This is a genomic window from Streptomyces sp. NPDC005648, assembly GCF_040605395.1.
Taxonomy (GTDB): Bacteria; Actinomycetota; Actinomycetes; order Streptomycetales; family Streptomycetaceae; genus Streptomyces.
Genome location: NZ_JBEXCS010000023.1, coordinates 1 through 20,968, shown reverse-complemented (window position 1 = coordinate 20,968; position 20,968 = coordinate 1). Strand labels below are relative to the sequence as shown.

Below are 20,968 nucleotides of genomic sequence, written 5' to 3'. Positions count from 1 at the left end.
GACCTCACTCCCGGTTTCCGGAGACCGTCTCGCGCATCGCGCGCAGGGACTCCTTCAGCGACCCCATGGTGGCGAGGACGGCGGTGGGCTCGTAGCCGCAGTGCGCCATGCAGTTGGCGCACCGCGGGTCCTTGCCGCGGCCGTACTTGTCCCAGTCGGTCTCCTCGATGAGTTCGCGGTACGTCGGCACATACCCGTCGCTCATCAGGTAGCAGGGCCGCTGCCAGCCGAAGAGCGAGTAGTTCGGGATCGCCCAGGCGGTGCACGGGAAGTCGACCTTGCCCTCGAGGAAGTCGAGGAACAGGGGCGAGTGGTTGAGCCGCCACTTCTTGCGGTTGCCGCCCGCGAAGGCCTTCTTGAACAGCTCGCGGGTCTGCTCGACGCCGAGGAAGTGCTCCTGGTCGGGAGCCTTCTCGTAGGCGTAGGCGGGCGAGATCATCATCTCGTCGACGTGCAGGTCGTCGTTGAGGAAGTTGAGCACCTCGATGATGGTCTGCGGGGTGTCCGTGTTGAAGAAGGTCGAGTTGGTGGTGACCCGGAAGCCGCGCCGCTTGGCCTCCTTGATCGCCTCCACCGCCTCGTCGAAGACGCCCTCCTTGGCCACCGACTCGTCGTGCCGCTCGCGCAGCCCGTCGATGTGCACGGCGAAGGCGAAGTACGGGGAGGGCTTGAACTTGTCCATCTTCTTGCGCAGCAGCATGGCGTTGGTGCAGAGGAAGACGTACTTCCTCTTGGCCACCAACTGCCGCACGATCTCATCGATCTGAGGGTGCATCAGGGGCTCGCCGCCCGCGATGGACACCATCGGCGCACCGGACTCGAGGACCGCGCCGACGGCCTGCGCGACCGGCATGCGCTGCTTGAGGACGCCCGCCGGATGCTGGATCTTGCCGCAGCCCTCGCACTTGAGGTTGCATGCGAAAAGAGGTTCCAGCTCCACGATCAGCGGGAACTTGTCCCGCTTGCGGAGCTTCTGTTCGGCCAAGTAAGTAGCGACTTTGATGGACTGACGCAGCGGCATGGCCATCTGGCTCACCTCCTGGGGAGCAGCAAAGAACGGTGCCATTCGAAGAAAGCCGGAAGTACGGAACGAAGGACGCGGAAGGCTGATATTCCACCGCGCACCGTGCCGATCCGGACCAGTTCATGTTCAGGAGCGTCCACGACCACCCGTACGGCCGCAACGGGGCGCTCACCAGCGCGCACGGCGCTCAGAAGCGTCGCCGCCGATTCCATGTCGACCGCGATTGCGCCGGTCGCGAGCAGATCCGACCGTTCCTGACCGCGCACGACGTGATCGGAGCCGGTGAGAGGGCCGGTGTGGACGGTGCGGCCGGGCACGGCGCGCACGAGTTCCTTGACGAGCAGTTCGGTGCCGACGCACGGGACGGTCCCGCGCGGGTCCCTGGTCTCCTCGGCGACGACGAGGTCACCGGGGTGCATACCCGGGGCGAGCCCGGCGCAGAAGCCGGTGGCCAGGACGGCGGCGTCCACGAGGTCCGGCCGGGCCAGCATCCGGGCGGTCGACACATCGGCCGCCTCGGGTCCCATGCCCGTCCGCAGGACGGTGACCGGCCCGCCGGCGCCGCCGCGGTCGCTGGTGCGCAGGGCGAAGCTCTCGATGCCGAGCGCACAGGCGATCAACAACGGGGCCGAAACGGGCTGTGCGTCCATCAGCCCCCCTCCGCCCCGGCGAGAGGCCTCCTGGAGAAGGGCTCGCCGTTCTTCTCGGAGAAGGGCTCGCCGTTGACGTACCGGCCGAGTGCGGTCAGCGGGAAGACCTGCCGGTAGAGGTGGTAGTTGATGGAGAAGTCCCAGGGAAAGCCGGTCCCGGTGAAGTACGGCTCGTCCCAGGAACCGTCCTCGCGCTGGGTGGCCGCGAGCCACGCGACGCCACGCTCGACGGCCTTGGAGTCCTTCTCCCCCGCCGCGAGCAGAGCCATGAGCGCCCAAGCGGTCTGCGAGGCCGTCGAGGCGCCCCGACCGCTCCACTTCTCGGCCTCCTTGTAGGAACGCAGGTCCTCGCCCCAGCCGCCGTCGTCGTTCTGGACCGACTCCAGCCAGGCGACCGCGCGCCGGATCGCCGGATGCGAGCCGGGGAACCCGGCGGCCACGAGGGCGGGTACGACGGACCCGGTGCCGTAGATGTAGTTGACGCCCCAGCGCCCGAACCACGAACCGTCCGGCTCCTGTTCGGCGAGCAGCCATTCGATGCCGCGCCGGGTCCGGGGGTCGTGCGAGAGCCCCTCGACCGCGAGCATCTCCACCACATGCGCCGTCACATCCGCCGACGGCGGGTCGATGACCTCTCCGAAGTCGCAGAACGGCAGCCGGTTGGGGAACGGGCTGGTGTTGTCGACGTCGAAGGCGCCCCACGCCCCGTTCTTCGACTGCATCCCGAGGTTCCAGCGGACCCCCCGCCCGATGGCCCTCTCCACCCGCTCCGGGTCGTGGTGCCTGACCCTGCGCAGCGCGAGAACCACCTCGGCGGTGTCGTCGATATCGGGGTAGTTGTCGTTGTGGAACTCGAACGCCCAGCCCCCCGGCGGGAGTTGGGGTCGCTTGACCGCCCAGTCACCGGGCCGCACGATCTCCTCGCCGAGCATCCAGTCGGCCGCCTTGACCAGTTGCGGGTGATCGGCGGGCACCCCCGCGTCGACGAGCGCGATGGTCGCGAGACAGGTGTCCCAGACCGGTGACTGACAGGCCTCGATCATCCGGGCCCCGTCCTCGCGCCAGATGGCGAAACGGTCCAGCGAGGCCAGCCCCTCACGCATCACGGGGTGTTCGAGGTCGTAGCCGAGCAGGTACAGCGCGATCACCGAATACACGGCCGGCGGCTGGATGCCGCCCCAGCAGCCGTCGTTCTCCTGCCGCTCGATGATCCAGCGGGCGGCGGAGTTCATGGCCGCCTTGCGCAGTCTGCGTGGTACGACCTTGCGCACCTGGTGCAGCGCCTTGTCCAGCCGCTGGAAGGCGCCGTCCCAACTCGCCACTGGGGCAAGGGACTTGGGCGGGTTCGGGTTGTCGGGGTCGATGTGCAGCTCGTCGAGCGGGAAGGGCGCGGGCCGCACCGGGCGCTTCGCGGAGACGACCGTCAGCGGCACGATCGTCTGCCGTGCCCAGCACCCGAAGTCATAGATGTTGAGCGGCATCCACTTGGGGAAGTAGATGAGTTCCGGCGGGAGTTCGGGCAGGTCCTCCCACTTCCACCAGCCGAACAGCGCGAGCCAGATCCGGGTGAAGACCCGGGCCTCGGCGATACCGCCCCGGCCGCGGATCCAGGCGGCGGCCTTCGCCATGTGCGGGTCGCCGGGTTCGTCGCCGGCCAGGCGCAGGGCGACGTACGCCTCGATGGTGGTGGAGAGTTCGCCCGGTCCGCCGTAGAAGCTTGCCCAGGTGCCGTCCTCGCGCTGTTCGCCGCGGATGAACAGGGCCGCGGCGTGCGCGGTGGACTCGTCGAGGATGCCCAGGAACTGCCTCAGCAGGAGATCCTCGGCGTCCATGGTGACGTTGGTCTCGAGATCGCCCTTCCACCAGCCCTCGGCGTCCTGCCGGGACAGCAGGAAGCGGGTGGAGCGTTGTACCGCGCGTACGGCGACGTCGTGCACCCCGGTCACCACGGGGCTCGTGCTGTCGGTTTCGCTGGCCGCGGCAGCCCGGGGCGGCAGGGCCCCGGTGCTTCCGTCGGTCGTCGCTGTCATGGCTTCCCCTTCGTGCAGTCGTTCACATCGTGCTGCTGTGGGTCCGCCGTCGGCCGGTGCTCGTGTTCCCGCGACACCGACCGGCGACTACGCGAGGGCTATTCGACCGATAGTGATCATCTCTTTCGTACGACGACGAAGTCGGCGAGCGCCGCGAACCGGGCCCGCACCCGGTCGGGCATCTCGATGGCGTCCAGGGCCTCGATGGCGATGGTGTGCTGACGGCGTGCTTCCGCGGCCGTCCACTCACGGCCGCCCGCCTCCTCGATGAGGGCGGCGCGGGCGGCGAACTCCTCCTCCGAGAAGTTCTCGAAGTCGCTGCTCTTGGCGTCGGCGGCGAGGATCTCGCCGAGCCGCTCGGAGGCGGCACCGCCCGCCGCGAGCGCGGCCACGACCGGCAGGGACTTCTTGCGCTGGCGCAGGTCGCTCCAGGTCTGCTTGCCGGTGGAGACCGGGTCGCCCCAGATGCCGAGGAGGTCGTCGACGGCCTGGAAGGCGAGGCCGAGGTGGTAGCCGTACTTCTCCAGCGTGTCGGCGGTGCGGTCGTCGGCCCCGCCGAGCACCGCCCCGATGGAGCTGGAGGCGGCGAGCAGGGCGCCGGTCTTGTTGCCCTCCATCTCCAGGCACTCCTCGACGCTGACGCGGTCGCGGTGCTCGTAGGAGATGTCCTGCGCCTGGCCGTCGATCAGGGCTCGGGTGGCGGTGGTGAGGCGGCGGGTGGCGCGGCCGGCCTCGACGGTGCCGAGTTCCAGCAGCACCTCGTTGGCGAGGGCGAACAGGGCGTCGCCGACCAGGATGGCCTGGGCGGGGCCGTGCACCTTCCAGACGGTGTCGCGGTGGCGGCGCTGTTCGTCGCCGTCCATCAGGTCGTCGTGCAGGAGGGAGAAGTTGTGGACCAGTTCGACGGCCACGGCGCCCGGGATGCCGACCTCGGGTGCGGCACCGGTGACCTCGGCGGAGAGCACCGCGAGGGCGGGGCGGACGGCCTTGCCGCCGTCGCCGTCGGCGGGGTTGCCGTCGGCGTCGATCCAGCCGAAGTGGTAGGCGGAAACGGTGTCCATGGGAGGGGCCAGGCGGTCGACGGCCGCCCGCAGTACCGGTGTGGCAAGGGTCCGGCCGCGCTCCAGGAGCGCGGTCACGTCCACCGCGGTCCTCTCAGCGGCCGCCTCGGCCGGGGGCACAGTGGGCACAGTGTCTCCTTTTTCTGCGGTACCGGGGGTGCGGGGGCCTGCCGCGTGCTGATCGAGCATCAGGCCGCCTCCTCGACTTCGAAGAGGTGGCTCGGGCGGGGCCGGCCCAGGGCGGCGAGGGCGGCGTCCGCCGCGCTCACACCACTGCGGACCGCACTCTCCATGGTCGCGGGCCACCCTGTGGCGGTCCACGCTCCGGCCAGGTAGAGGCCGGGGGCCTTGGTGCGGGCGCCGGGCCGCAGCCGTCCGACGCCGGGGGTGGGGGCGAACGTCGCCGTGCGCTCCCTGGTCACGAAGAAGTCCTTCACCTCGGCACCGCGCGTGCCCGGAAGCAGTCGCTCCAACTCGGGCAGATAGCGCTCGCGCAGCGCGGCGACCGGTTCGTCGATCTCGTCCCGCGCCGCCGACTGCGACAGCGCCAGATACTGGCCCTCGCGCAGTCCGGAGGCGTCGGTGCGGTCGAAGACCCACTGGACGGGGGTGCCCAGGGCCGCGAAGAACGGCTTGTCGAGCACCTTGCGGTCGTAGACGACATGCACGTTGAGGATCGGCGCGGTGCCGATGTCCAGAAGATTTTCGGGGGCGTCGAGCGCGCCCTCGGGCAGCAGGTCATGGGCCTCGCGCTGGGGTACGGCGAGCACCACGGCGTCCGCCGACAGCGTCTCGCCGGGAACCTGGACGGTCCACCGTCCGTTCTTCCGGGTAGAGACGGAGGTGACGCGTGTACGGACCTCGGTACGGACGCCCGCGGAGTCGAGCGCCTTGCGGGCCAGCCGGTCATGCAGTTCACCCAGCGGGACGCGCGCCCAACCGATGTCGGCCGCGCCCGGGTCGGACAGCAGACCGGTCTTGAACACCATCGCGGCGAGCCCCAGCGAGGCGTCGCCCGCGACCGCGTTGAGGGTGGCGACCCCGACCAGGTCCCACAGGGCCTCGACGGCACGCGCCGACTGACCGTGCGCGGTCAGCCAGCTGCCGAAGTCCTGGGTGTCCAGGTCCGGATCGGCGAGGTCGAGACCCTTGAGCGCGAGCGCGGCCCGGCCCACCCTGGCCCGCTCGGCGAGCGAGAGATGCGGATAGGTGGCGAGGCTGCGCCCCAGGTGCAGGGGCACCGGCAGCGCGTCGCGCCGCAGCCTGCCGAGCCGCCGTCCCTCGGGCTTGTCGACGTCGAGTACGGGCACGTCGAGACGATCCTGCAGCGGCGCCAGCCCCGCCCCCTCGATCCGGTCGAGGAACCAGCGGTAGGCGGTGCAGCAGCGCAGATAGACATGCTGTCCGTTGTCGACGGTCAGTTCGCCGCGCTGGAAGGAGAAGGCCAGGCCGCCCAGTCTCGGCCTGCCCTCGACCAGGGTGACGCGGACACCCGCGTCGGCGAGCGCGAGCGCGGCGGTGATGCCGGCGAGCCCGCCGCCGATCACGACGGCGTCCCGCCCGGGTCGTCCCGGGATGCCGGCGTCCGGTCCCTCGGACCGCGTGCCGTCGCTCATCGTGCGCCCTCCCCTGCGCGACCGCCGTGCTGGTGCTGTGCGCGGTCGGCCGTCGCAGTCAGGGACGCCGTCCCCGTCCGGAGGGTTGCGTGCCGCTTTTCTCCGCCGGACTCACCTTGGACCCTTTTGTCCATCGGGCGGGCGTCCATCAGGCGCGCCTCCTGACGGTTCTGCGTGTGACATGCCGGGTGTCCAGGCCGGACAGCCCGCGCACGGCGACATACGCCTTCTCCCGCCCGGGCAGCGAGACCCGGCCGCGCAGCACGGCCTCCGGATCGCGCTCGATGCGGTCCAGCAGGCGGCGGTAGATGCCGGCCATGGCGGCGACACAGGCGCCGCTGCGGCGGTCGAGCATGGGGAGCAGCCGGTACCCCTCGGCGAAAAGGGCGCGGGCCCGTCGCACTTCGAAGTGCACGAGGCCCGCGAAGTCGGAGCCCTCCGGTGGGGTCGGGCCGTTGAACCCGGCCGAGCACCCGAACTTCGCGAGGTCGTCGGAGGGCAGATAGGTACGGCCGCCCTGGGCGTCCTCGCGGACGTCTCTGAGGATGTTGGTCAGCTGGAGCGCGAGCCCGAGGGTGTCCGCGTACTCGGAGGCGCGCTCGGCGCCGCGCGCTCCCGCCTCCGTACCGAACACGCCGAGCGAGAGCCGTCCGATGGCGCCCGCGACGCAGCGGCAGTAGACCTTGAGGTCGTCCCAGGTCTCGTAGGTCTCGCCCCGGACGTCCATCAGCACGCCGTCGATCAGCTCGTCCAGGCCGCCGAGCGGGATCGGGAAGATCTCCGCGGTATGGGCGAGAGCGACCGCGACGGGGTCGATGTCGTCCTCGGCGACCGCGCCCTCGCGCACCCGCGCCAGCAGCGAACGGGTGTCCTCGAGTCTCGCGGCCTTGACGTCGTCCGCCAGCGCGCCGTCGCCGATGTCGTCTACGCGCCGGGAGAACGCGTACAGCGCCGACATCGCCCTCCGCTTGGGCGTCGGCAGCAGCCTGATGCCGTAGGCGAAGTTGCGCGCCTGCTGTCCGGTGACGGCCTCGCAGTAGCTGTAGGCGGCGAGTACCGGTGCGGACACGTGTGGTTCGGCCTCCACGGTCCGGATCACCCCTCTCCTCGCAGAGTCACGCCCACCTCGCGCAGCAACTGCACCTTGCCGGGCTTGGGCGGGCCGGGAAGTACGTCGAATTCGGCGGCGGCGATCGCCTTGATCGCCGCCCTTCCCCCCGCCACGAACCCCGCGAGCAGCAGTTTCAATCTGCCGTGGACGCTACCCACCAGGGGGGCGCCTTCATTCAGGAGACAGCGGGCGCGTTCCGCTTCGTATGCAACCAGTGCGCGCACCGATGCCCCCGCGGTGGGCGTGGCGAGATCCGCCTCCTGGACATGAAACCGCTTCATGTCCTCGGCGGGCAGGTAGACGCGGTCGCGGCCGAGGTCCTCGGCCACGTCCTGCAGGTGTTCGACGATCTGGAGTGCGGTGCAGATCGCGTCCGAGAGGCGGATGCGCTCGGGGGTCGACGTGCCGGTGACGGAGAGGACGAGGCGGCCGACGGGGTTGGCCGACAGTTCGCAGTACGCGAGCAGGTCGTCGTAGGTCTCGTAGCGGCTGACCAGCTGGTCCTGGCGGTTCGCGGCGATCAGGCCGAGGAACGGCTCGGGGGTGAGCGAGCGGCGGCGGACCGTCGGCTGCAGGCGGCGCAGCAGGGGGTGGCGGGGCTCGGAGGTGAAGACGCGGTCGAGGTCGGCCTCGAAGGCGTCCAGGAGCAGCAGGCGGTCCTCGGCGTCTTTCGGCGGCACGCCGAGGAGGCGGGCGTCGGCGCCGCCGGGGGCGAGGTCGCCGTCGCCGATGTCGTCGACGAGGCGGGCGAAGCCGTACACCGCCATGAGGTCGTCGCGCCAGGCCCTGGGCAGGAAGAAAGGCGCCACGGGGAAGTTCTCACCCGCGGCCTTGTCGAGCGTGTCGCGCTCCGGATCACCGGCGCGCGACGTGCCGGTTCCCGTCACCGTCCGCTGCCCGGCGCGGGGACGGCACATGCTGCGTGGAGCTGGGGAGTTTCCGTAGCCATTGCCGTCACATCTCCCGTTCTACACCGCCGACCCAATACACACTATTTCGGACACGCCGCCCGGCCGTCCGCACGGCTGTCCCGGTTGAGGGTGTCGCGCATTATCGCCCCACTTGCCGCGTTTCGGGACCGGTACAGCTTACGTTGTACAACGCAGCGAGGATCTCTGGGGTGTCCTGCACATCACAACAACACACCGATTGGCGTCAAGATTCCTTGGCGTGAACCGAGTTGACGTTTCCTTTGCAGACGCAGGGCCCCGCCGCGAAGGTTGCGGCGGGGCCCTGCCAAGCGTCCTGGCCAGTGCGTCCAGCTCCGGGTGGACTACTTGCCCGTGAACTTCTCGTACTCCTTGATGACCTCTTCGGTGGGGCCGTCCATGCGCAGCTCGCCGCGTTCCAGCCACAGCACGCGGTCGCAGGTGTCACGGATCGACTTGTTGTTGTGACTGACCAGAAACACCGTGCCCGCGGACTTGCGCAGCTCACGGATGCGCTCCTCGGAGCGGACCTGGAACTTGCGGTCACCGGTGGCCAGCGCCTCGTCGATCATCAGCACGTCGTGGTCCTTGGCCGCGGCGATCGAGAAGCGCAGCCGGGCCGCCATACCGGAGGAGTACGTCCGCATCGGCAGGGTGATGAAGTCGCCCTTCTCGTTGATGCCGGAGAAGTCGACGATGTCCTGGTAGCGCTCTCTGACCTGCTCCCGGGACATGCCCATCGCGAGCCCGCCCAGGATGACGTTCCGCTCACCGGTGAGGTCGTTCATCAGGGCCGCGTTCACACCGAGCAGGGAGGGCTGGCCGTTGGTGTAGACCTTGCCGCTCTCGGCGGGCAGCAGACCGGCGATGGCGCGCAGCAGGGTCGACTTGCCGGAGCCGTTGGAGCCGATCAGACCGACGGCCTCGCCGCGGTAGGCGACGAAGGAGACGCCCTTGACGGCGTGCACCTTGCGCACCCCGCGCTCCTCGCCCCGCTTGACGATACGGCTGAGCGCGGCGGTGGCGCTGCCCTTGCCGGTCTTCGCGCCGTGCACGCGGTACACGATGTGCAGCTCGTCGGCGATGACGGTGGGGATCTGATCCCCGGGGTTCAGCTCAGCCACGGCCGTACCGCTCCTCTGCCTTCCAGAAGTAAACGAAGCCGCCGAGGAACACCACGACGGACCAGAACAGTGCGATGCCCCAGACATGCGGGGGGAGGTTGGAGGCGCCGTAGCCGTCGATGAGCGCGAAGCGCATCAGGTCCATGAAGATGGCCGCCGGGTTCACCTGCATCGCGCGGATGAACGCCTCGGAGCGCCCGGCCAGCATGTGGTTGATCGAGAACATGACCCCGGACATGTACATCCAGGTGCGCAGGATGAACGGCATCAGCTGGGCGAGGTCGGGCGTCTTGGCACCCATGCGGGCCACGATCAGCGCGAGCCCGGTGTTGAAGAGGAACTGCAGGGTCAGGATCGGCAGGATCAGCAGCCAGGACGCTCCCGGGTAGCTGCCGAAGCCGATCACGATGATGAACAGCACGATCATCGAGAAGAGCAGCTGCTGGAGCTGCTGCAGCGCGAAGGAGATGGGCAGCGAGGCGCGCGGGAAGTGCAGCGCGCGGACCAGGCCGAGGTTGCCGGAGATCGCGCGCACGCCCGTCATGATCGAGCTCTGCGTGAAGGTGAACACGAACACCCCGGTGACCAGGAACGGGATGTACACGTCCTGCGACATGCCCCGGCTGGCGTGCAGGATGACGCCGAAGATGAAGTAGTACACGCCGGCGTTCAGCAGCGGTGTGGCCACCTGCCAGAGCTGGCCGAGCTTGGCCTGGCTGTACTGAGCGGTCAGCTTCGCCTGCGAGAAGGCGAGGATGAAGTGACGCCGGTCCCAGAGCTCGCGGACGTACTCGACGAGGGAGGGCCGGGCGCCGCTCACGGTCAGCCCGTACTTGGCGGCGAGCTGTGCCACCGTCATGCCCTCGTCGGGCGACACGGCCGCGCTCAGCGCGACCCCGCCGTCATGCGTTGTCTCACTCACTGGTGGAAACCTTCGTCTTCGGGATGCGCGGCCTGTGCGGGCATCGCATGAACCTGGGGCCCTGGTGGGGCCGATTGCTCACAGGAACGAGCTTGTCAGATCACAGGGGGTCGGCCCAGTCGGGTCAGCCGCCACACGGTACGCCACCGCATGGGCCTGCGAGGCCCGCACGGAGTGGTCCAGCCTTCCCGGAAACCGCCGAACCACGCCTTCAGGGCGGACCGGGAGGGACGGCGCAGGAGGGTGAGCAGCATCCAGACCCCGAGGTAGACGGGGACGAGCGGCGCGGGGAGGTTGCGGCGGGCGAGCCAGACGCGGTTGCGGGCGACCATGCGGTGGTAGACCGCGTGCCGGGAGGGCGCGGTGGTGGGGTGGAACAGCACCATGTCGGACCGGTAGTCGATCATCCAGCCGGCGTCGAGGGCCCGCCATGCCAGGTCGGTCTCCTCATGGGCGTAGAAGAACTCGTCCGGGAGGCCGCCGACCTCTGCGAAGACCTGGGTGCGTACGGCGTTGGCGCCACCGAGGAAGGTGGTGACCCGGGAGGAGCGCATCGGGTCGGCGGCGCGCAGCCGCGGGACGTGCCGGCGCTGGGTGACCCCGGTGTCGGGGTCGGCGATACGGAAGCTGATGATGCCGAGCTCGGGGTCGGCGGCGAAGGCCTGGCGGCACAGCTCGGCGGTGTCGTGGTGGGCGAGGAGCCCGTCGTCGTCGAGGAAGAGCAATATGTCGACGTCGCGGCCGCTGGGGCCGAAGGTCTCTATGCCGACGTTCCTGCCGCCCGGGATACCGAGGTTCTCGGGCAGTTCGACGGTCCGGACGCCCTCGGGGACGTCCGGCACCGGTGAGCCGTTGCCGACCACGACCACCTCGACGCGGTCGCCGTCCTGCTTGGCGACCGAGTCGAGCAGGGCGCGGAGTTCGTCGGGGCGGTTGCCCATGGTGATGATCACCGCGCCGACCCTCATGCCGGTCACTTCAGCCTGCTGGAGGCGAGGATGGACACGAGGTGGAGCAGCGTCTGGAGCAGGGCGATGCCGGCGAGTACGGCGACGCCGAGCCGGGAGAAGAACAGGTCGCCGCGGGCCTGGTCGACGATCGCCAGGACCAGGATCAGCAGGGACGCCTCGATGCCGAGGATCAGCCGGTGGAACTTCAGCATCGCCGCGGCCCGGCGGGCCAGCGCCATGCCGGAGGAGCGCATCTCGGCGGCGGACTCCTGCACCGGGGGCTTCCCGGCCTGGTGGCGGGCGACGCCGACGAGGTCGGTCTCGGCCTTGATCAGGATCGCGCCGAGTGCGGCGAGCGTGCCGAGGAAGGCCCACAGCCAGTCGATACGGCCGCCGCCCCACAGGTCGGCGGCGCGCAGCCCGAAGCCGACGAGCACGGCGGCGTCGGTGAGGTAGGCGCCCACCCGGTCCAGGTAGACACCGTTGAGGGAGTACTGCTTCTTCCAGCGCGCGATCTCGCCGTCGACGCAGTCCAGGAGCAGATACATCTGGACGCAGACCACACCGAGCACGGCGCCCGGGATCCCCGGCACGAGCAGTGCCGGGGCCGCGAGCACGCCGAAGACGGTCATCAGGTACGTGAGCTGGTTGGGCGTGACCCTGGTGTTCACCAGGTAGCGGTCGACCCGCAGGGACACCTCACGCATGTAGAGGCGTCCCATCCAGTGCTCACCGCTGCGCCGGTCCTTCACCCCCGCGGGGTGGACGACCGGACGGAGTTCAGCTACCGATGGCCTTGACATAGTCGGCGTAGATGTCCTTGATCTGGTCGGGCTTGAGGTCGAGGTGTTCGAGGATCGTGTAGCGGCCGGGCCGGGTCTCCGGGGCGAACTCCACGGCGCGGACGAACTCGTCCACCGTGAAGCCGATCTCCTCCGGCAGCACCGGAAGCCCGTGCCTGCGCAGCACCTCGGCCATGTAGGCCGACTCCTCGTGCGCTCCGCGCAGGTACATCGCGAAGGCGGCGCCGAGGCCGCACTGCTCGCCGTGGCTCGCGGCGCGCTTGGGGTAGAGCAGGTCGAAGGCGTGGTTGATCTCGTGGCACGAGCCCGAGGCCGGGCGCGAGTCTCCGGAGATCGACATCGCGATACCGGTGAGCACCAGCGCCTCGGCGAGCACCTGGAGGAAGTCGTTCTCGCCGACCCCGCCCGGGTGCCTGAGCACCGCCTCACCGGCCTGCCGCGCCATGGCCGCGGCGAGACCGTCGATCTTCTCGCCCTTGACCCGGCCCGCCAGCTCCCAGTCCGCGATCGAGTTGATGTTGGAGATCGCGTCGCCGATGCCCGCGCGCACGAACCGCACCGGTGCCTCGCGGATGACGTCCAGGTCGATGACGGCCGCGATCGGGTTCGGCACTCCGTAGGAGCCGCGCCCCGCGTCGTTGTCGAGGGTCGCCACCGGCGAGCACAGACCGTCGTGCGCCAGGTTCGTCGGTACGGCGACCAGGGGCAGGCCGACGCGCGCCGCGGCGAACTTGGCACAGTCGATGATCTTGCCACCGCCGAGGCCGACGACCGCGTCGTAGTGGCCGGCCTTTATGTCGCTCGCCAGCCGGACCGCGTCGTCGAGGGTGCCGCCGCCGACCTCGTACCAGGTGGCGCCGGGCAGCGTCGGCTCCAGCCGGGCCCGCAGCCGGGCCCCGGAGCCGCCGCTGACGGCGACGGCGAGCCGGCCCGAGGTCGAGATGCGCTCGTCGGCGAGCACACACGCCAGATCGTCGAGGGCACCCGGACGGATGTCCACGACGAGCGGCGAGGGAATCAGCCGGGTCAGTACTGGCATGCGATCTCCCGTCCCCGGGCGAGATCGTCGTGGTTGTCGATCTCGACCCAGTCGACGTCACCGATCGGCGCCACGTCGATACGGAAGCCGCGGTTGACGAGTTCCTGGTACCCGTGCTCGTAGAACTGCTGCGGGTCGGTCTCCCAGACCGCCTTCAGCGCGTCGGCCAGCTCGGGCGCGGCGTCGCCCTCGATCAGCGTCACACCGATGTACTCGCCGGTCGCCTCGGCGGGGTCCATCAGCTTGGTGATCCTCGTCATGCCCTTCTCGGGGTCGACGACGACCTTCATCTCCTCGTCGGCGAGGTTCTTCACCGTGTCCAGGGCCAGGATGATCCGCCTGCCCTCACCGCGCGCGGCGAGCAGGGTCTTCTCCACGGAGACGGGGTGGACGGTGTCGCCGTTGGCGAGGATCACCCCGTCCGCGAGGGCGTCACGGCCGCACCACAGGGAGTAGGCGTTGTTCCACTCCTCGGCCTTGTCGTTGTCGATGAGGGTGACCTTGAGGCCGTACTTCTGCTCCAGGGCGGCCCTGCGCTCGTACACGGCCTCCTTGCGGTAGCCGACGATGACCGCGACCTCCCTCAGCCCGATCTCGGCGAAGTTGCCGAGGGTCAGGTCGAGCACCGTGATCGAGTCCTCTATGCCCGCGGGCCCCACCGGCACCAGCGCCTTGGGCAGGCTGTCGGTGTAGGGGCGCAGACGCCGTCCGGCGCCCGCCGCCAGCACGAGGCCGATCATGCGGTTTCTCCTTCGTCGTGTACGGCGGGCGCGCCGCCCAGATGGGCGGACACCCAGAAGCGGATGCTCTCGACGAGCACCACCAGGGCGACGGCCACGGCGAGGACCGTGAGCGCGGCCTTGAACTGCGCGGCGGTGAGCGCGGCGGCCAGGACGGTGACGAGCAGCGTCCGCCCTTCCTGCCCCCCGATGGCGCGCACCAGCCGGGCCGGGGGCGCTCCGGCGTTGCCGCGGATGCGGTACACCGTGTCGTAGTGATGGTAGGCGACGGCCGCCACCAGGCCGAAAGCCGCAGGAAGCGCTCCGTTCACGTCCGCTTGGGCCGCGAGGATCAGGACGGTGCCGTACTCGGCCGCGCGGAACAGGGGCGGGACCAGCCAGTCGAGGGCGCCCTTCAGCGGGCGGCGCAGCGCGTGACCTGCGGTGTTGGCGTACACGAAGGCGCCGGCGACGGGGGCCCAGGTCACACCGGAGAACAGGGACACGGCGAGAACGAGCGTGCCCGCGAGGGCGATCGGGAACGGCCCCCCGAGCTGGCGGGGGCTCACCCGGCCCAGGAGGGAGGCGAGCGGCCCGTTGTCCGCCAGGTCCGCCAGCGCCTTCGCCGCCCGGTCCGTGCGTCGGGCCCTGCGGGTCAGCGAGCGCAGCACCCGGCCAGCGGTTGTGTAAGTCGCCGCGAAGGCGCAGCCGATGAGCAGCGCGTAGAAGGTGATGCGCGGCGTCGTCACGGCCGTCAGGACCGCGATCATCGCCCAGCGCTCACCGATCGGCAGCACGATCATCCGCCGTACCCACACCGTCCAGCCGACACTGTCCAGCTTGTCCGAAAGGGCCGCCGTGGGGCTGGTGTTGGCGGTGGCGTCGTGGTTGGCCTCGTTGAACGAGAAGTCGACGACATGACGGCAGGTCTGCAGGATCATCGCGCCGAGCGCCAACGCCCAGACGTCGTCGCCGCCTCGGGCGGCGCCCAGCGCCAACCCGGCGTAGTAGGCGTACTCCTTGGCGCGGTCGAAGGTCGCGTCGAGCCAGGCGCCGAGGGTGGAGTACTGCAGGGAGTAGCGGGCCAACTGGCCGTCCGTGCAGTCCAGTACGAAGGACGCGATGAGCAGGACGCCGGCCGCGACGAAGCCGATCCGGGTGCCGGTGGCCGCGCAGCCCGCCGCGACGAGAGCGGTGAGCAGGGAGGCGGTGGTGACCTGATTGGGGGTCAGACCGCGGCGGGCGCACCAGCGGGCGAGGTAGCGGGAGTAGGGGCTGATGAAGAACGTGGTGAAGAAGCCGTCGCGGGACTTCACCGCCGACTTGAGGCGTATTGCCTCGTCGTCGATGTCGGCGACGGCCTGCCGGGCCTCGTTGCGCGTCTGCGGGTCGGCCGGGACGGCGGCGACGAGACTGCCCAGCTCGACGTGGTGGACGGGGGCGCCGTCGTCGTCGAGCGCGGTGACGAGACGGTCGGGGAGGCTCTCCACGGCCAGTGCCGTGCCGCCGCCGCCGGAGTTCTCGCGAGCCAGGGCGCGTGTGATCGCGTCCCGGCCCTCGGGCCGCGCGGTGAGGGCGCCGGGGATGGCCGCGAGCGGGAAGCGGGGGTCGGTCAGGCCGAGCCGCAGCGCGTGCGGATGACCGACGAAACGGGCGTCGACCACGGCGACCCGGGCGTCACAGGGCGCCTCGGCGACGAGCCGTTCGGCGTCGGCCGGGTCCGTGGCGATCCGGACGTCGAAGCCGAGGGACCGCAGATCGCCCTCGATCGACGATCCGGGGACCGGCTGACCGGTGAGGATGGCGGTCGACAACCGAACTCACTCCCTGGGTGCCGACGCGTGGGCGCCGGTCATGTGCACGATGGGGGCGCCCCTTGGCTGCACCAGGCGGGCGGCATGTCGGCAGAGGCTATCGGATGCCCGGAGAGCACCGTTCACCGCCCGTTCATGAGTCGATCAACGCTGTCTCCACTGGCCTTTGCCGCGATCATCATCGGTGATGCGGGGTCCCGGCCACAAACCGCGCCTCCCAGATCAGGCATCCCGGACATTGCGGATCGCCGGGCGGGTCCGGCATAGGGTGGGCGCCCATGACATGGCTGATCACAGGCGGAGCGGGATATATCGGGGCCCATGTGGCACGGGTCATGACGGAGGCCGGGGAGCGGGTCGTGGCGCTGGACGACCTCTCGGCCGGCTTCCCCGAGCGGCTTGCGGCGGACGTCCCGCTCGTCGAGGGCTCGACGCTCGACGGCGCCCTGCTGAAGCAGACGTTCGCCGAGTACGGGGTGACGGGCGTCGTCCATCTCGCCGCGCGCAAGCAGGTCGCCGAGTCCGTGGCACAGCCCACCCGGTACTACCGGGAGAACGTGGGCGGGCTCGCGACGCTGCTGGAGGCGGTGGCGGACGCCGGGATCGGGAGGTTCCTCTTCTCCTCGTCGGCGGCCGTGTACGGCAACCCGGATGTGGCCCTGATCACGGAGGACACCCCGTGCGCCCCGGTGAACCCGTACGGCGAGACCAAGCTCGCCGGCGAGTGGCTGGTGCGGGCGGCGGGCCGGGCGCACGGCATCTCCACGGTGTGCCTGCGCTACTTCAACGTGGCGGGCGCGGCGGCGCCGGAGCTGGCGGACACCGGCGTCTTCAACATCGTCCCGATGGTCTTCGACCGGCTCACCCGGGACGAGGCCCCGCGGATCTTCGGCGACGACTATCCGACACCGGACGGCACCTGCGTCCGCGACTACATCCATGTCGCCGACCTGGCCGAGGCGCATCTGGCGGCGGCACGCGGGCTGGAGACGGGCGCGAGCGGCGATCTGACGGTCAACATCGGACGCGGCGAGGGCGTCTCCGTACGGGAACTGATCACGGTCGTCGGCGAGGTGACCGGCAACCGCCGTACGCCGGTCGTCGAGGGCCGTCGGGCCGGCGACGCCCCGCTGTCGGTGGCCTCCGCCGCGAGAGCCGCCGAGGAGCTGGGCTGGACCGCCCGGCGCGGGATGCGGGAGATGGTGGAGTCGGCCTGGCGGGGCTGGCTGCTGCACCACGACCGCTGACGCGCCCGCGGCCGTGAGTGCCGTCGGTCACAGAAGCTGCCGCACGAGCCGGGATCGTGCCATTGAGGCAGGTGGGGCACCTTATGGCCGGAATGCAGCCATCCGCGGCGCCCCCGCGTCGTTAAGCCTCACAGCCCGCCCCGGGCGGTTCCCCGCCGACCGCACCGGGCACGATCAACCACTGGGCCCCTGTCAGGACATGCGGGCATGCCGTGAAGTGCCGGGAGTGCCGGTTTCGTACGGCAGACTTGGGGCGCGAAGACCGATGCGAAGGATGGGTATGCCGATCACACCTGCCACCGCGACGCACACTCCGTCGAACGGCACCGCAGACGCGATTTTGCTGGAACTGGTCGACGACGACGGCGTCACGATCGGCACCGCGGAGAAGCTCGCCGCCCACCAGCCGCCGGGACAGCTGCACCGCGCCTTCTCCGTCTTCCTCTTCGACGAGCACGGCCGCCTGCTGCTGCAGCAGCGGGCGGCGGGCAAGTACCACTCCCCCGGGGTGTGGTCCAACACCTGCTGCGGCCACCCCTACCCCGGCGAGGCGCCCTTCGCTGCGGCGGCCCGGCGGACCCACGAGGAGCTGGGTGTCTCGCCCTCCCTGCTCGCCGAGGCGGGCACCGTCCGCTACAACCACCCCGACCCGGACTCGGGCCTGGTCGAGCAGGAGTACAACCACCTGTTCGTCGGGCTGGTGCAGGCCCCGCTGCGGCCGGACCCGGAGGAGGTGGGCGCGACGGCCTACGTCACCCCCGCCGAGCTGGCGGAGCGGCACGCGAGGGACACCTTCTCGTCCTGGTTCATGACCGTGCTGGACGCGGCGCGCCCCGCGGTCAGGGAGCTGACCGGCCCGTCCGCCGGCTGGTGACCGTCACGGCACCCGCACGGGCTTGAGCGGCAGGGCGGCCCAGATCACCTTGCCGCCACTCGCGGTGTGCTCGACGTCGCACACCCCGCCCGCCTCCCGGGTGACCTCGGTGACGAGCAGCAGCCCCCGGCCGCCCTCGCCGCCGTGGTCGGCCGCCAGGGCGGTCGGGCGGTAGGGGTGGTTGTCCTCGACGGACACCCGCACCCACTCGGCTCCGACGGCGACCTCCACCGCGAGCATCGGCGACAGCAGCGCCGCGTGTTTCACGGCGTTCGTGGCCAGCTCCGAGACGATCAGCAGCAGTCCGTGGACCAGGTCGTCCGAGACGGGCACACCCTGGCGGTACAGCAGGTCCCGTACGGCGTGTCGCGCCTGCGGGACCGAGGCGTCCACGGCGGGAGCGGTGAACCGCCAGACACCTTCGTACGGCAGCGGGTCCACCGGCCCCGGTTCTTCGAGGGGCTCCTCCGCGCCGTCCTCTGGGCGCGAGCCTGACCCGCGCCCGTGGTTCTCCATCGTCCGGTCGCCACCCTTGCGCTCGATTGTCACCACACGTCGAGTGTTGGGAACGACCCGCACTCCGCCGGAGGACTGAACAGAAGTCAGCTGGTATCGAGCGTTTATGACCGTCGGCGTATGACACGGTCAGTTGTGGGACCGCTCTTGTCCCACTTGAGCCGACTACACGAACTATTCGTGTTGTACGGGTTTGGTGACGGCCACGACGACTCCGTCAGACCCCGTCTTGATCGTACGGTCGTGCGGTACGGCTAGCATCCGGCCCATGGAGCCCCAGCTGCTGCACACGGTCGCCGACTCGGTCGCCACCGTCGTCATCCACCACCCGGGCAAGCTCAACGCCATGACGGCCGCGATGTGGGCGTCCCTGCCTCCGCTGCTCGACGAGCTCGCCGCCGCCACCGAGGTACGGGCGCTGGTGCTGACCGGGGAGGGCGGCACCTTCTGCTCCGGAGCCGACATCTCCACGCTGCGGGCCGGTCCGGAGGAGGCGCAGGGGCTCGCGGTGCGCGCCGAGGAGGCGCTGGCCGCCTTCCCGAAGCCGACGCTGGCCGCGATCCGGGGGCACTGCGTGGGCGGCGGCTCCCAGCTGGCGGCGGCCTGCGACCTCCGGTTCGCCGAGGAGGGTTCACTGTTCGGGGTGACGCCGGCCAGGCTCGGGATCGTCTATCCGGCGTCCTCCACCCGCCGGCTGGTGTCCCTGGTGGGCCCGGCCACCGCCAAGTACCTCCTCTTCTCCGGCGAGTTGATCGACGCGGAGCGCGCGCTGCGCACCGGACTCGTCGACGAGGTGCTGCCCGAGGGCCGACTCGCCGAACGTGTGGCCGAGTTCAGCGGGATCCTGGTGTCCCGCTCACAGCTCACCCAAGCCGCGGCGAAGGAGTTCGCCGACGGGCGGACGGACCGGGACGCGTACTGGACCAAGCAGGCGCGCGCCGGGGCCGACACCGCGGAGGGCGTCGCCGCGTTCCTGGAGCGCCGCCGGCCACGCTTCACCTGGACCGCACCGGCGTGAACCCGCTCGACGCGCGTACGGGCCCGCCGCCGGCGCTCACCGGGTATCCGGCACCTCCCTCTGGAGTCCGTACCGACCAGTCGGTAACGTCCTCGTCATGACTACCGCCGTCAACGATTCCCGCGCCGGCCGGCGCTGCCACAACGCGCTCAACTCCCTGCACGCGACGCTCTACTTCTCGCCCGACCTCACCGGGGAGCTGGGCGCCCTCGGCGTCCGGCACCCCAGGGCGGTCAACTTCGCCGTGCGGGCCGCGGCGATGGGGCCGGTCGGGGCGGGCGCGGTGGCCGCGGCCTTCTACAACTACAAGTACGAGCTCGTGGCCCGGCACGTGCCCTCGGTGTGGTCGGCCGCCTCCCCCGAGGACGTGCTGGCGGCACGCGCGCGTGCGGCCGACGCGACACTGCGACGGCTGCTGGGCGAGCGGACCGTGGCCTCGGCGGGGATGGCGGAGGCCGCGCGGCTCGCGCTGCGCGCCACCGAGGCGTGCGGCCGTTCCGCGCGGCCCCTGTACTCGGCGCACGCCGATCTCCCGGTGCCCGAGGAGCCGCATCTGGCCTTCTTCCACGCCGCGACGCTGCTGCGCGAGCACCGGGGCGACGGACATCTCGCCGCCCTGATGTCGGCGGAGCTGGACGGGCTGGAGGCCGTCGTGACCCACACCGCGACCGGGAAGGGAATGGCGCCGAAGTGGGTGTTCGCCAGCCGCGGTTGGAGCCGGGAGGAGTGGGACGCGGCGGCCGGGCGGCTGCGGGGGCGCGGGCTGCTGGACGCGGAAGGCGAGCTGACGGAGCAGGGGGTCGCCCTGCGGGCGCGGATCGAGGCGGAGACGGACCGGCTGGACCGGGCGCCCTACGAGCATCTGGGTGCGGAGGGAGTCGAGCGGCTGACGGAGCTGGGGGCCGCGTTCGCGAAGGCGGCGCTGGCCGCGGGGGCCTTTCCGGCGGATCTGATCGGCAAGCGCTGATCCACTCCTGATCCCGTACCGATCAGCCGGGCAAGGGCCGGGGGAACCGGGGTACCCGGTCCTCTCCCGGTCACCGTGGCCGGGAGAGGAAAGGGGAAGTTCGTGTTCCGAGCGATAGCTGACGTCCTGCGCCAGATCGGCGGTGCCATCGCCACCGTCGTCACGCTGCCCTTCCGGGCACTGGCCCGGCTCTTCGGTGGAGCCTCCTCCACCGCCCGCGGGCGCGGGGCCTGATTCCGGCCCCGCGGCCCGCCGGGCGCGGCCCTGATCCCCGGCTGTCGGTGCCACCTGCCACAATTGCCGCGCAACCTCAGTGAGAAGGCGGTACGGGATCGTGACGACACCCGGGTCTCTGGCAGCAGGGTCCATCGAAGGCAGGATCGCCGAGGAGCTCGGCGTACGGGAGCGGCAGGTCAGGGCTGCCGTGGAGCTGCTCGACGGCGGTTCGACGGTGCCCTTCATCGCCCGCTACCGCAAGGAAGCGACCGAGATGCTCGACGACGCGCAGCTGCGCACGATCGAGGAGCGGCTGCGCTATCTGCGGGAGCTGGAGG

Annotated in this window: 22 protein-coding genes; 6 read left to right on the top strand and 16 right to left on the bottom strand. The window is 70.7% G+C overall.

From position 1 onward, the window contains the following. Positions 1–4 precede the first annotated feature (4 nt). From hpnH to ABZT17_RS15950, 15 genes are all read right to left on the bottom strand, one after another. Complete coding sequence (gene hpnH, locus ABZT17_RS16020; protein WP_356348890.1) at positions 5–1,027, bottom strand: adenosyl-hopene transferase HpnH; 1,023 nt, start codon at positions 1,025–1,027, stop codon at positions 5–7. 5 nt (positions 1,028–1,032) lie between these two features. Further along, the gene (locus ABZT17_RS16015) at positions 1,033–1,674 is read right to left on the bottom strand and encodes a 1-hydroxy-2-methyl-2-butenyl 4-diphosphate reductase (RefSeq protein WP_356348888.1); all 642 of its coding nucleotides are present in this window, start codon (positions 1,672–1,674) and stop codon (positions 1,033–1,035) included. Further along, complete coding sequence (gene shc, locus ABZT17_RS16010; RefSeq protein ID WP_356348886.1) at positions 1,674–3,704, bottom strand: squalene--hopene cyclase; 2,031 nt, start codon at positions 3,702–3,704, stop codon at positions 1,674–1,676. The genes ABZT17_RS16015 and shc overlap by 1 nt, the downstream gene beginning before the upstream one ends. A 116-nt stretch (positions 3,705–3,820) precedes the next feature. Continuing rightward, a complete protein-coding gene (locus ABZT17_RS16005; protein WP_356349079.1) occupies positions 3,821–4,885 on the bottom strand; it encodes a polyprenyl synthetase family protein in 1,065 nt (354 codons plus the stop codon). A gap of 68 nt (positions 4,886–4,953) precedes the next feature. Then, on the bottom strand, positions 4,954–6,381 hold the full coding sequence (gene hpnE, locus ABZT17_RS16000; protein ID WP_356348883.1) for a hydroxysqualene dehydroxylase HpnE: 1,428 nt from the start codon (positions 6,379–6,381) through the stop codon (positions 4,954–4,956). Then, positions 6,378–6,515, bottom strand: coding sequence for a DUF6380 family protein (locus ABZT17_RS15995; RefSeq protein ID WP_356349076.1), 138 nt, complete (start codon positions 6,513–6,515; stop codon positions 6,378–6,380). Before ABZT17_RS15995 ends, hpnE begins: the two co-directional genes overlap by 4 nt. A gap of 14 nt (positions 6,516–6,529) precedes the next feature. Next, a complete protein-coding gene (gene hpnD, locus ABZT17_RS15990; RefSeq protein ID WP_356348881.1) occupies positions 6,530–7,480 on the bottom strand; it encodes a presqualene diphosphate synthase HpnD in 951 nt (316 codons plus the stop codon). Further along, complete coding sequence (gene hpnC / locus ABZT17_RS15985; protein ID WP_356348879.1) at positions 7,477–8,379, bottom strand: squalene synthase HpnC; 903 nt, start codon at positions 8,377–8,379, stop codon at positions 7,477–7,479. Before hpnC ends, hpnD begins: the two co-directional genes overlap by 4 nt. 386 nt (positions 8,380–8,765) lie before the next feature. Next, positions 8,766–9,545 (bottom strand): ABC transporter ATP-binding protein, encoded by a 780-nt coding sequence (locus tag ABZT17_RS15980; protein WP_356348877.1) that lies wholly within the window; start codon positions 9,543–9,545, stop codon positions 8,766–8,768. After that, positions 9,538–10,467 carry an ABC transporter permease gene (locus ABZT17_RS15975; RefSeq protein ID WP_356348875.1) on the bottom strand — a complete coding sequence of 310 codons (930 nt, stop codon included), beginning with the start codon at positions 10,465–10,467 and terminating at the stop codon, positions 9,538–9,540. Before ABZT17_RS15975 ends, ABZT17_RS15980 begins: the two co-directional genes overlap by 8 nt. Positions 10,468–10,562: 95 nt before the next feature. Next, positions 10,563–11,435 (bottom strand): glycosyltransferase, encoded by an 873-nt coding sequence (locus ABZT17_RS15970; protein ID WP_356348873.1) that lies wholly within the window; start codon positions 11,433–11,435, stop codon positions 10,563–10,565. A gap of 5 nt (positions 11,436–11,440) precedes the next feature. Continuing rightward, positions 11,441–12,220 carry a CDP-alcohol phosphatidyltransferase family protein gene (locus tag ABZT17_RS15965; protein ID WP_356348871.1) on the bottom strand — a complete coding sequence of 260 codons (780 nt, stop codon included), beginning with the start codon at positions 12,218–12,220 and terminating at the stop codon, positions 11,441–11,443. Then, on the bottom strand, positions 12,198–13,259 hold the full coding sequence (locus ABZT17_RS15960) for an iron-containing alcohol dehydrogenase family protein (protein WP_356348868.1): 1,062 nt from the start codon (positions 13,257–13,259) through the stop codon (positions 12,198–12,200). Before ABZT17_RS15960 ends, ABZT17_RS15965 begins: the two co-directional genes overlap by 23 nt. After that, positions 13,247–13,999 (bottom strand): phosphocholine cytidylyltransferase family protein, encoded by a 753-nt coding sequence (locus ABZT17_RS15955; RefSeq protein WP_356348866.1) that lies wholly within the window; start codon positions 13,997–13,999, stop codon positions 13,247–13,249. The genes ABZT17_RS15960 and ABZT17_RS15955 overlap by 13 nt, the downstream gene beginning before the upstream one ends. Further along, entirely contained in the window at positions 13,996–15,792 is a 1,797-nt protein-coding gene (locus tag ABZT17_RS15950) for a DUF5941 domain-containing protein (RefSeq protein WP_356348864.1), read from the bottom strand. Before ABZT17_RS15950 ends, ABZT17_RS15955 begins: the two co-directional genes overlap by 4 nt. A gap of 278 nt (positions 15,793–16,070) precedes the next feature. Between ABZT17_RS15950 and galE the strand changes: the two genes are divergently transcribed. Together galE and idi are read left to right on the top strand one after the other, a co-directional pair. Then, entirely contained in the window at positions 16,071–17,039 is a 969-nt protein-coding gene (gene galE / locus ABZT17_RS15945; protein WP_356348861.1) for a UDP-glucose 4-epimerase GalE, read from the top strand. 280 nt (positions 17,040–17,319) lie between these two features. Continuing rightward, the gene (gene idi / locus ABZT17_RS15940; RefSeq protein ID WP_356348859.1) at positions 17,320–17,913 is read left to right on the top strand and encodes an isopentenyl-diphosphate Delta-isomerase; all 594 of its coding nucleotides are present in this window, start codon (positions 17,320–17,322) and stop codon (positions 17,911–17,913) included. A gap of 3 nt (positions 17,914–17,916) precedes the next feature. On the opposite strand, the gene ABZT17_RS15935 is transcribed toward idi, so the two are convergent. Beyond that, positions 17,917–18,429 (bottom strand): ATP-binding protein, encoded by a 513-nt coding sequence (locus ABZT17_RS15935; protein WP_356349074.1) that lies wholly within the window; start codon positions 18,427–18,429, stop codon positions 17,917–17,919. A gap of 268 nt (positions 18,430–18,697) precedes the next feature. Here ABZT17_RS15935 and ABZT17_RS15930 point away from each other — a divergent pair, with 268 nt between their 5' ends. The 4 genes from ABZT17_RS15930 to ABZT17_RS15915 form a co-directional block, all read left to right on the top strand. Beyond that, complete coding sequence (locus tag ABZT17_RS15930) at positions 18,698–19,447, top strand: enoyl-CoA hydratase/isomerase family protein (protein WP_356348856.1); 750 nt, start codon at positions 18,698–18,700, stop codon at positions 19,445–19,447. Between the two features lie 97 nt (positions 19,448–19,544). Beyond that, the gene (locus ABZT17_RS15925) at positions 19,545–20,414 is read left to right on the top strand and encodes a hypothetical protein (RefSeq protein ID WP_356348854.1); all 870 of its coding nucleotides are present in this window, start codon (positions 19,545–19,547) and stop codon (positions 20,412–20,414) included. Positions 20,415–20,516: 102 nt separating this feature from the next. Further along, positions 20,517–20,648: an LPFR motif small protein gene (locus ABZT17_RS15920; protein ID WP_016431377.1), complete on the top strand. Its 132-nt coding sequence runs from the start codon at positions 20,517–20,519 to the stop codon at positions 20,646–20,648. A 100-nt stretch (positions 20,649–20,748) separates the two neighbouring features. Continuing rightward, the coding region (locus ABZT17_RS15915; RefSeq protein WP_356348851.1) for a Tex-like N-terminal domain-containing protein at positions 20,749–20,968 on the top strand (220 nt) is incomplete at its 3' end.

What these genes read in the sequence shown, in the direction of transcription:
- hpnH (WP_356348890.1), bottom strand. Translation starts at nt 1,027, where the DNA reads ATGGCCATGCCGCTGCGTCAGTCCATCAAAGTCGCTACTTACTTGGCC.
- ABZT17_RS16015 (WP_356348888.1), bottom strand. Translation starts at nt 1,674, where the DNA reads ATGGACGCACAGCCCGTTTCGGCCCCGTTGTTGATCGCCTGTGCGCTC.
- shc (WP_356348886.1), bottom strand. Translation starts at nt 3,704, where the DNA reads ATGACAGCGACGACCGACGGAAGCACCGGGGCCCTGCCGCCCCGGGCT.
- hpnE (WP_356348883.1), bottom strand. Translation starts at nt 6,381, where the DNA reads ATGAGCGACGGCACGCGGTCCGAGGGACCGGACGCCGGCATCCCGGGA.
- ABZT17_RS15995 (WP_356349076.1), bottom strand. Translation starts at nt 6,515, where the DNA reads ATGGACAAAAGGGTCCAAGGTGAGTCCGGCGGAGAAAAGCGGCACGCA.
- ABZT17_RS15970 (WP_356348873.1), bottom strand. Translation starts at nt 11,435, where the DNA reads ATGAGGGTCGGCGCGGTGATCATCACCATGGGCAACCGCCCCGACGAA.
- ABZT17_RS15965 (WP_356348871.1), bottom strand. Translation starts at nt 12,220, where the DNA reads ATGTCAAGGCCATCGGTAGCTGAACTCCGTCCGGTCGTCCACCCCGCG.
- ABZT17_RS15960 (WP_356348868.1), bottom strand. Translation starts at nt 13,259, where the DNA reads ATGCCAGTACTGACCCGGCTGATTCCCTCGCCGCTCGTCGTGGACATC.
- ABZT17_RS15955 (WP_356348866.1), bottom strand. Translation starts at nt 13,999, where the DNA reads ATGATCGGCCTCGTGCTGGCGGCGGGCGCCGGACGGCGTCTGCGCCCC.
- galE (WP_356348861.1), top strand. Translation starts at nt 16,071, where the DNA reads ATGACATGGCTGATCACAGGCGGAGCGGGATATATCGGGGCCCATGTG.
- idi (WP_356348859.1), top strand. Translation starts at nt 17,320, where the DNA reads ATGCCGATCACACCTGCCACCGCGACGCACACTCCGTCGAACGGCACC.
- ABZT17_RS15935 (WP_356349074.1), bottom strand. Translation starts at nt 18,429, where the DNA reads ATGGAGAACCACGGGCGCGGGTCAGGCTCGCGCCCAGAGGACGGCGCG.
- ABZT17_RS15930 (WP_356348856.1), top strand. Translation starts at nt 18,698, where the DNA reads ATGGAGCCCCAGCTGCTGCACACGGTCGCCGACTCGGTCGCCACCGTC.
- ABZT17_RS15925 (WP_356348854.1), top strand. Translation starts at nt 19,545, where the DNA reads ATGACTACCGCCGTCAACGATTCCCGCGCCGGCCGGCGCTGCCACAAC.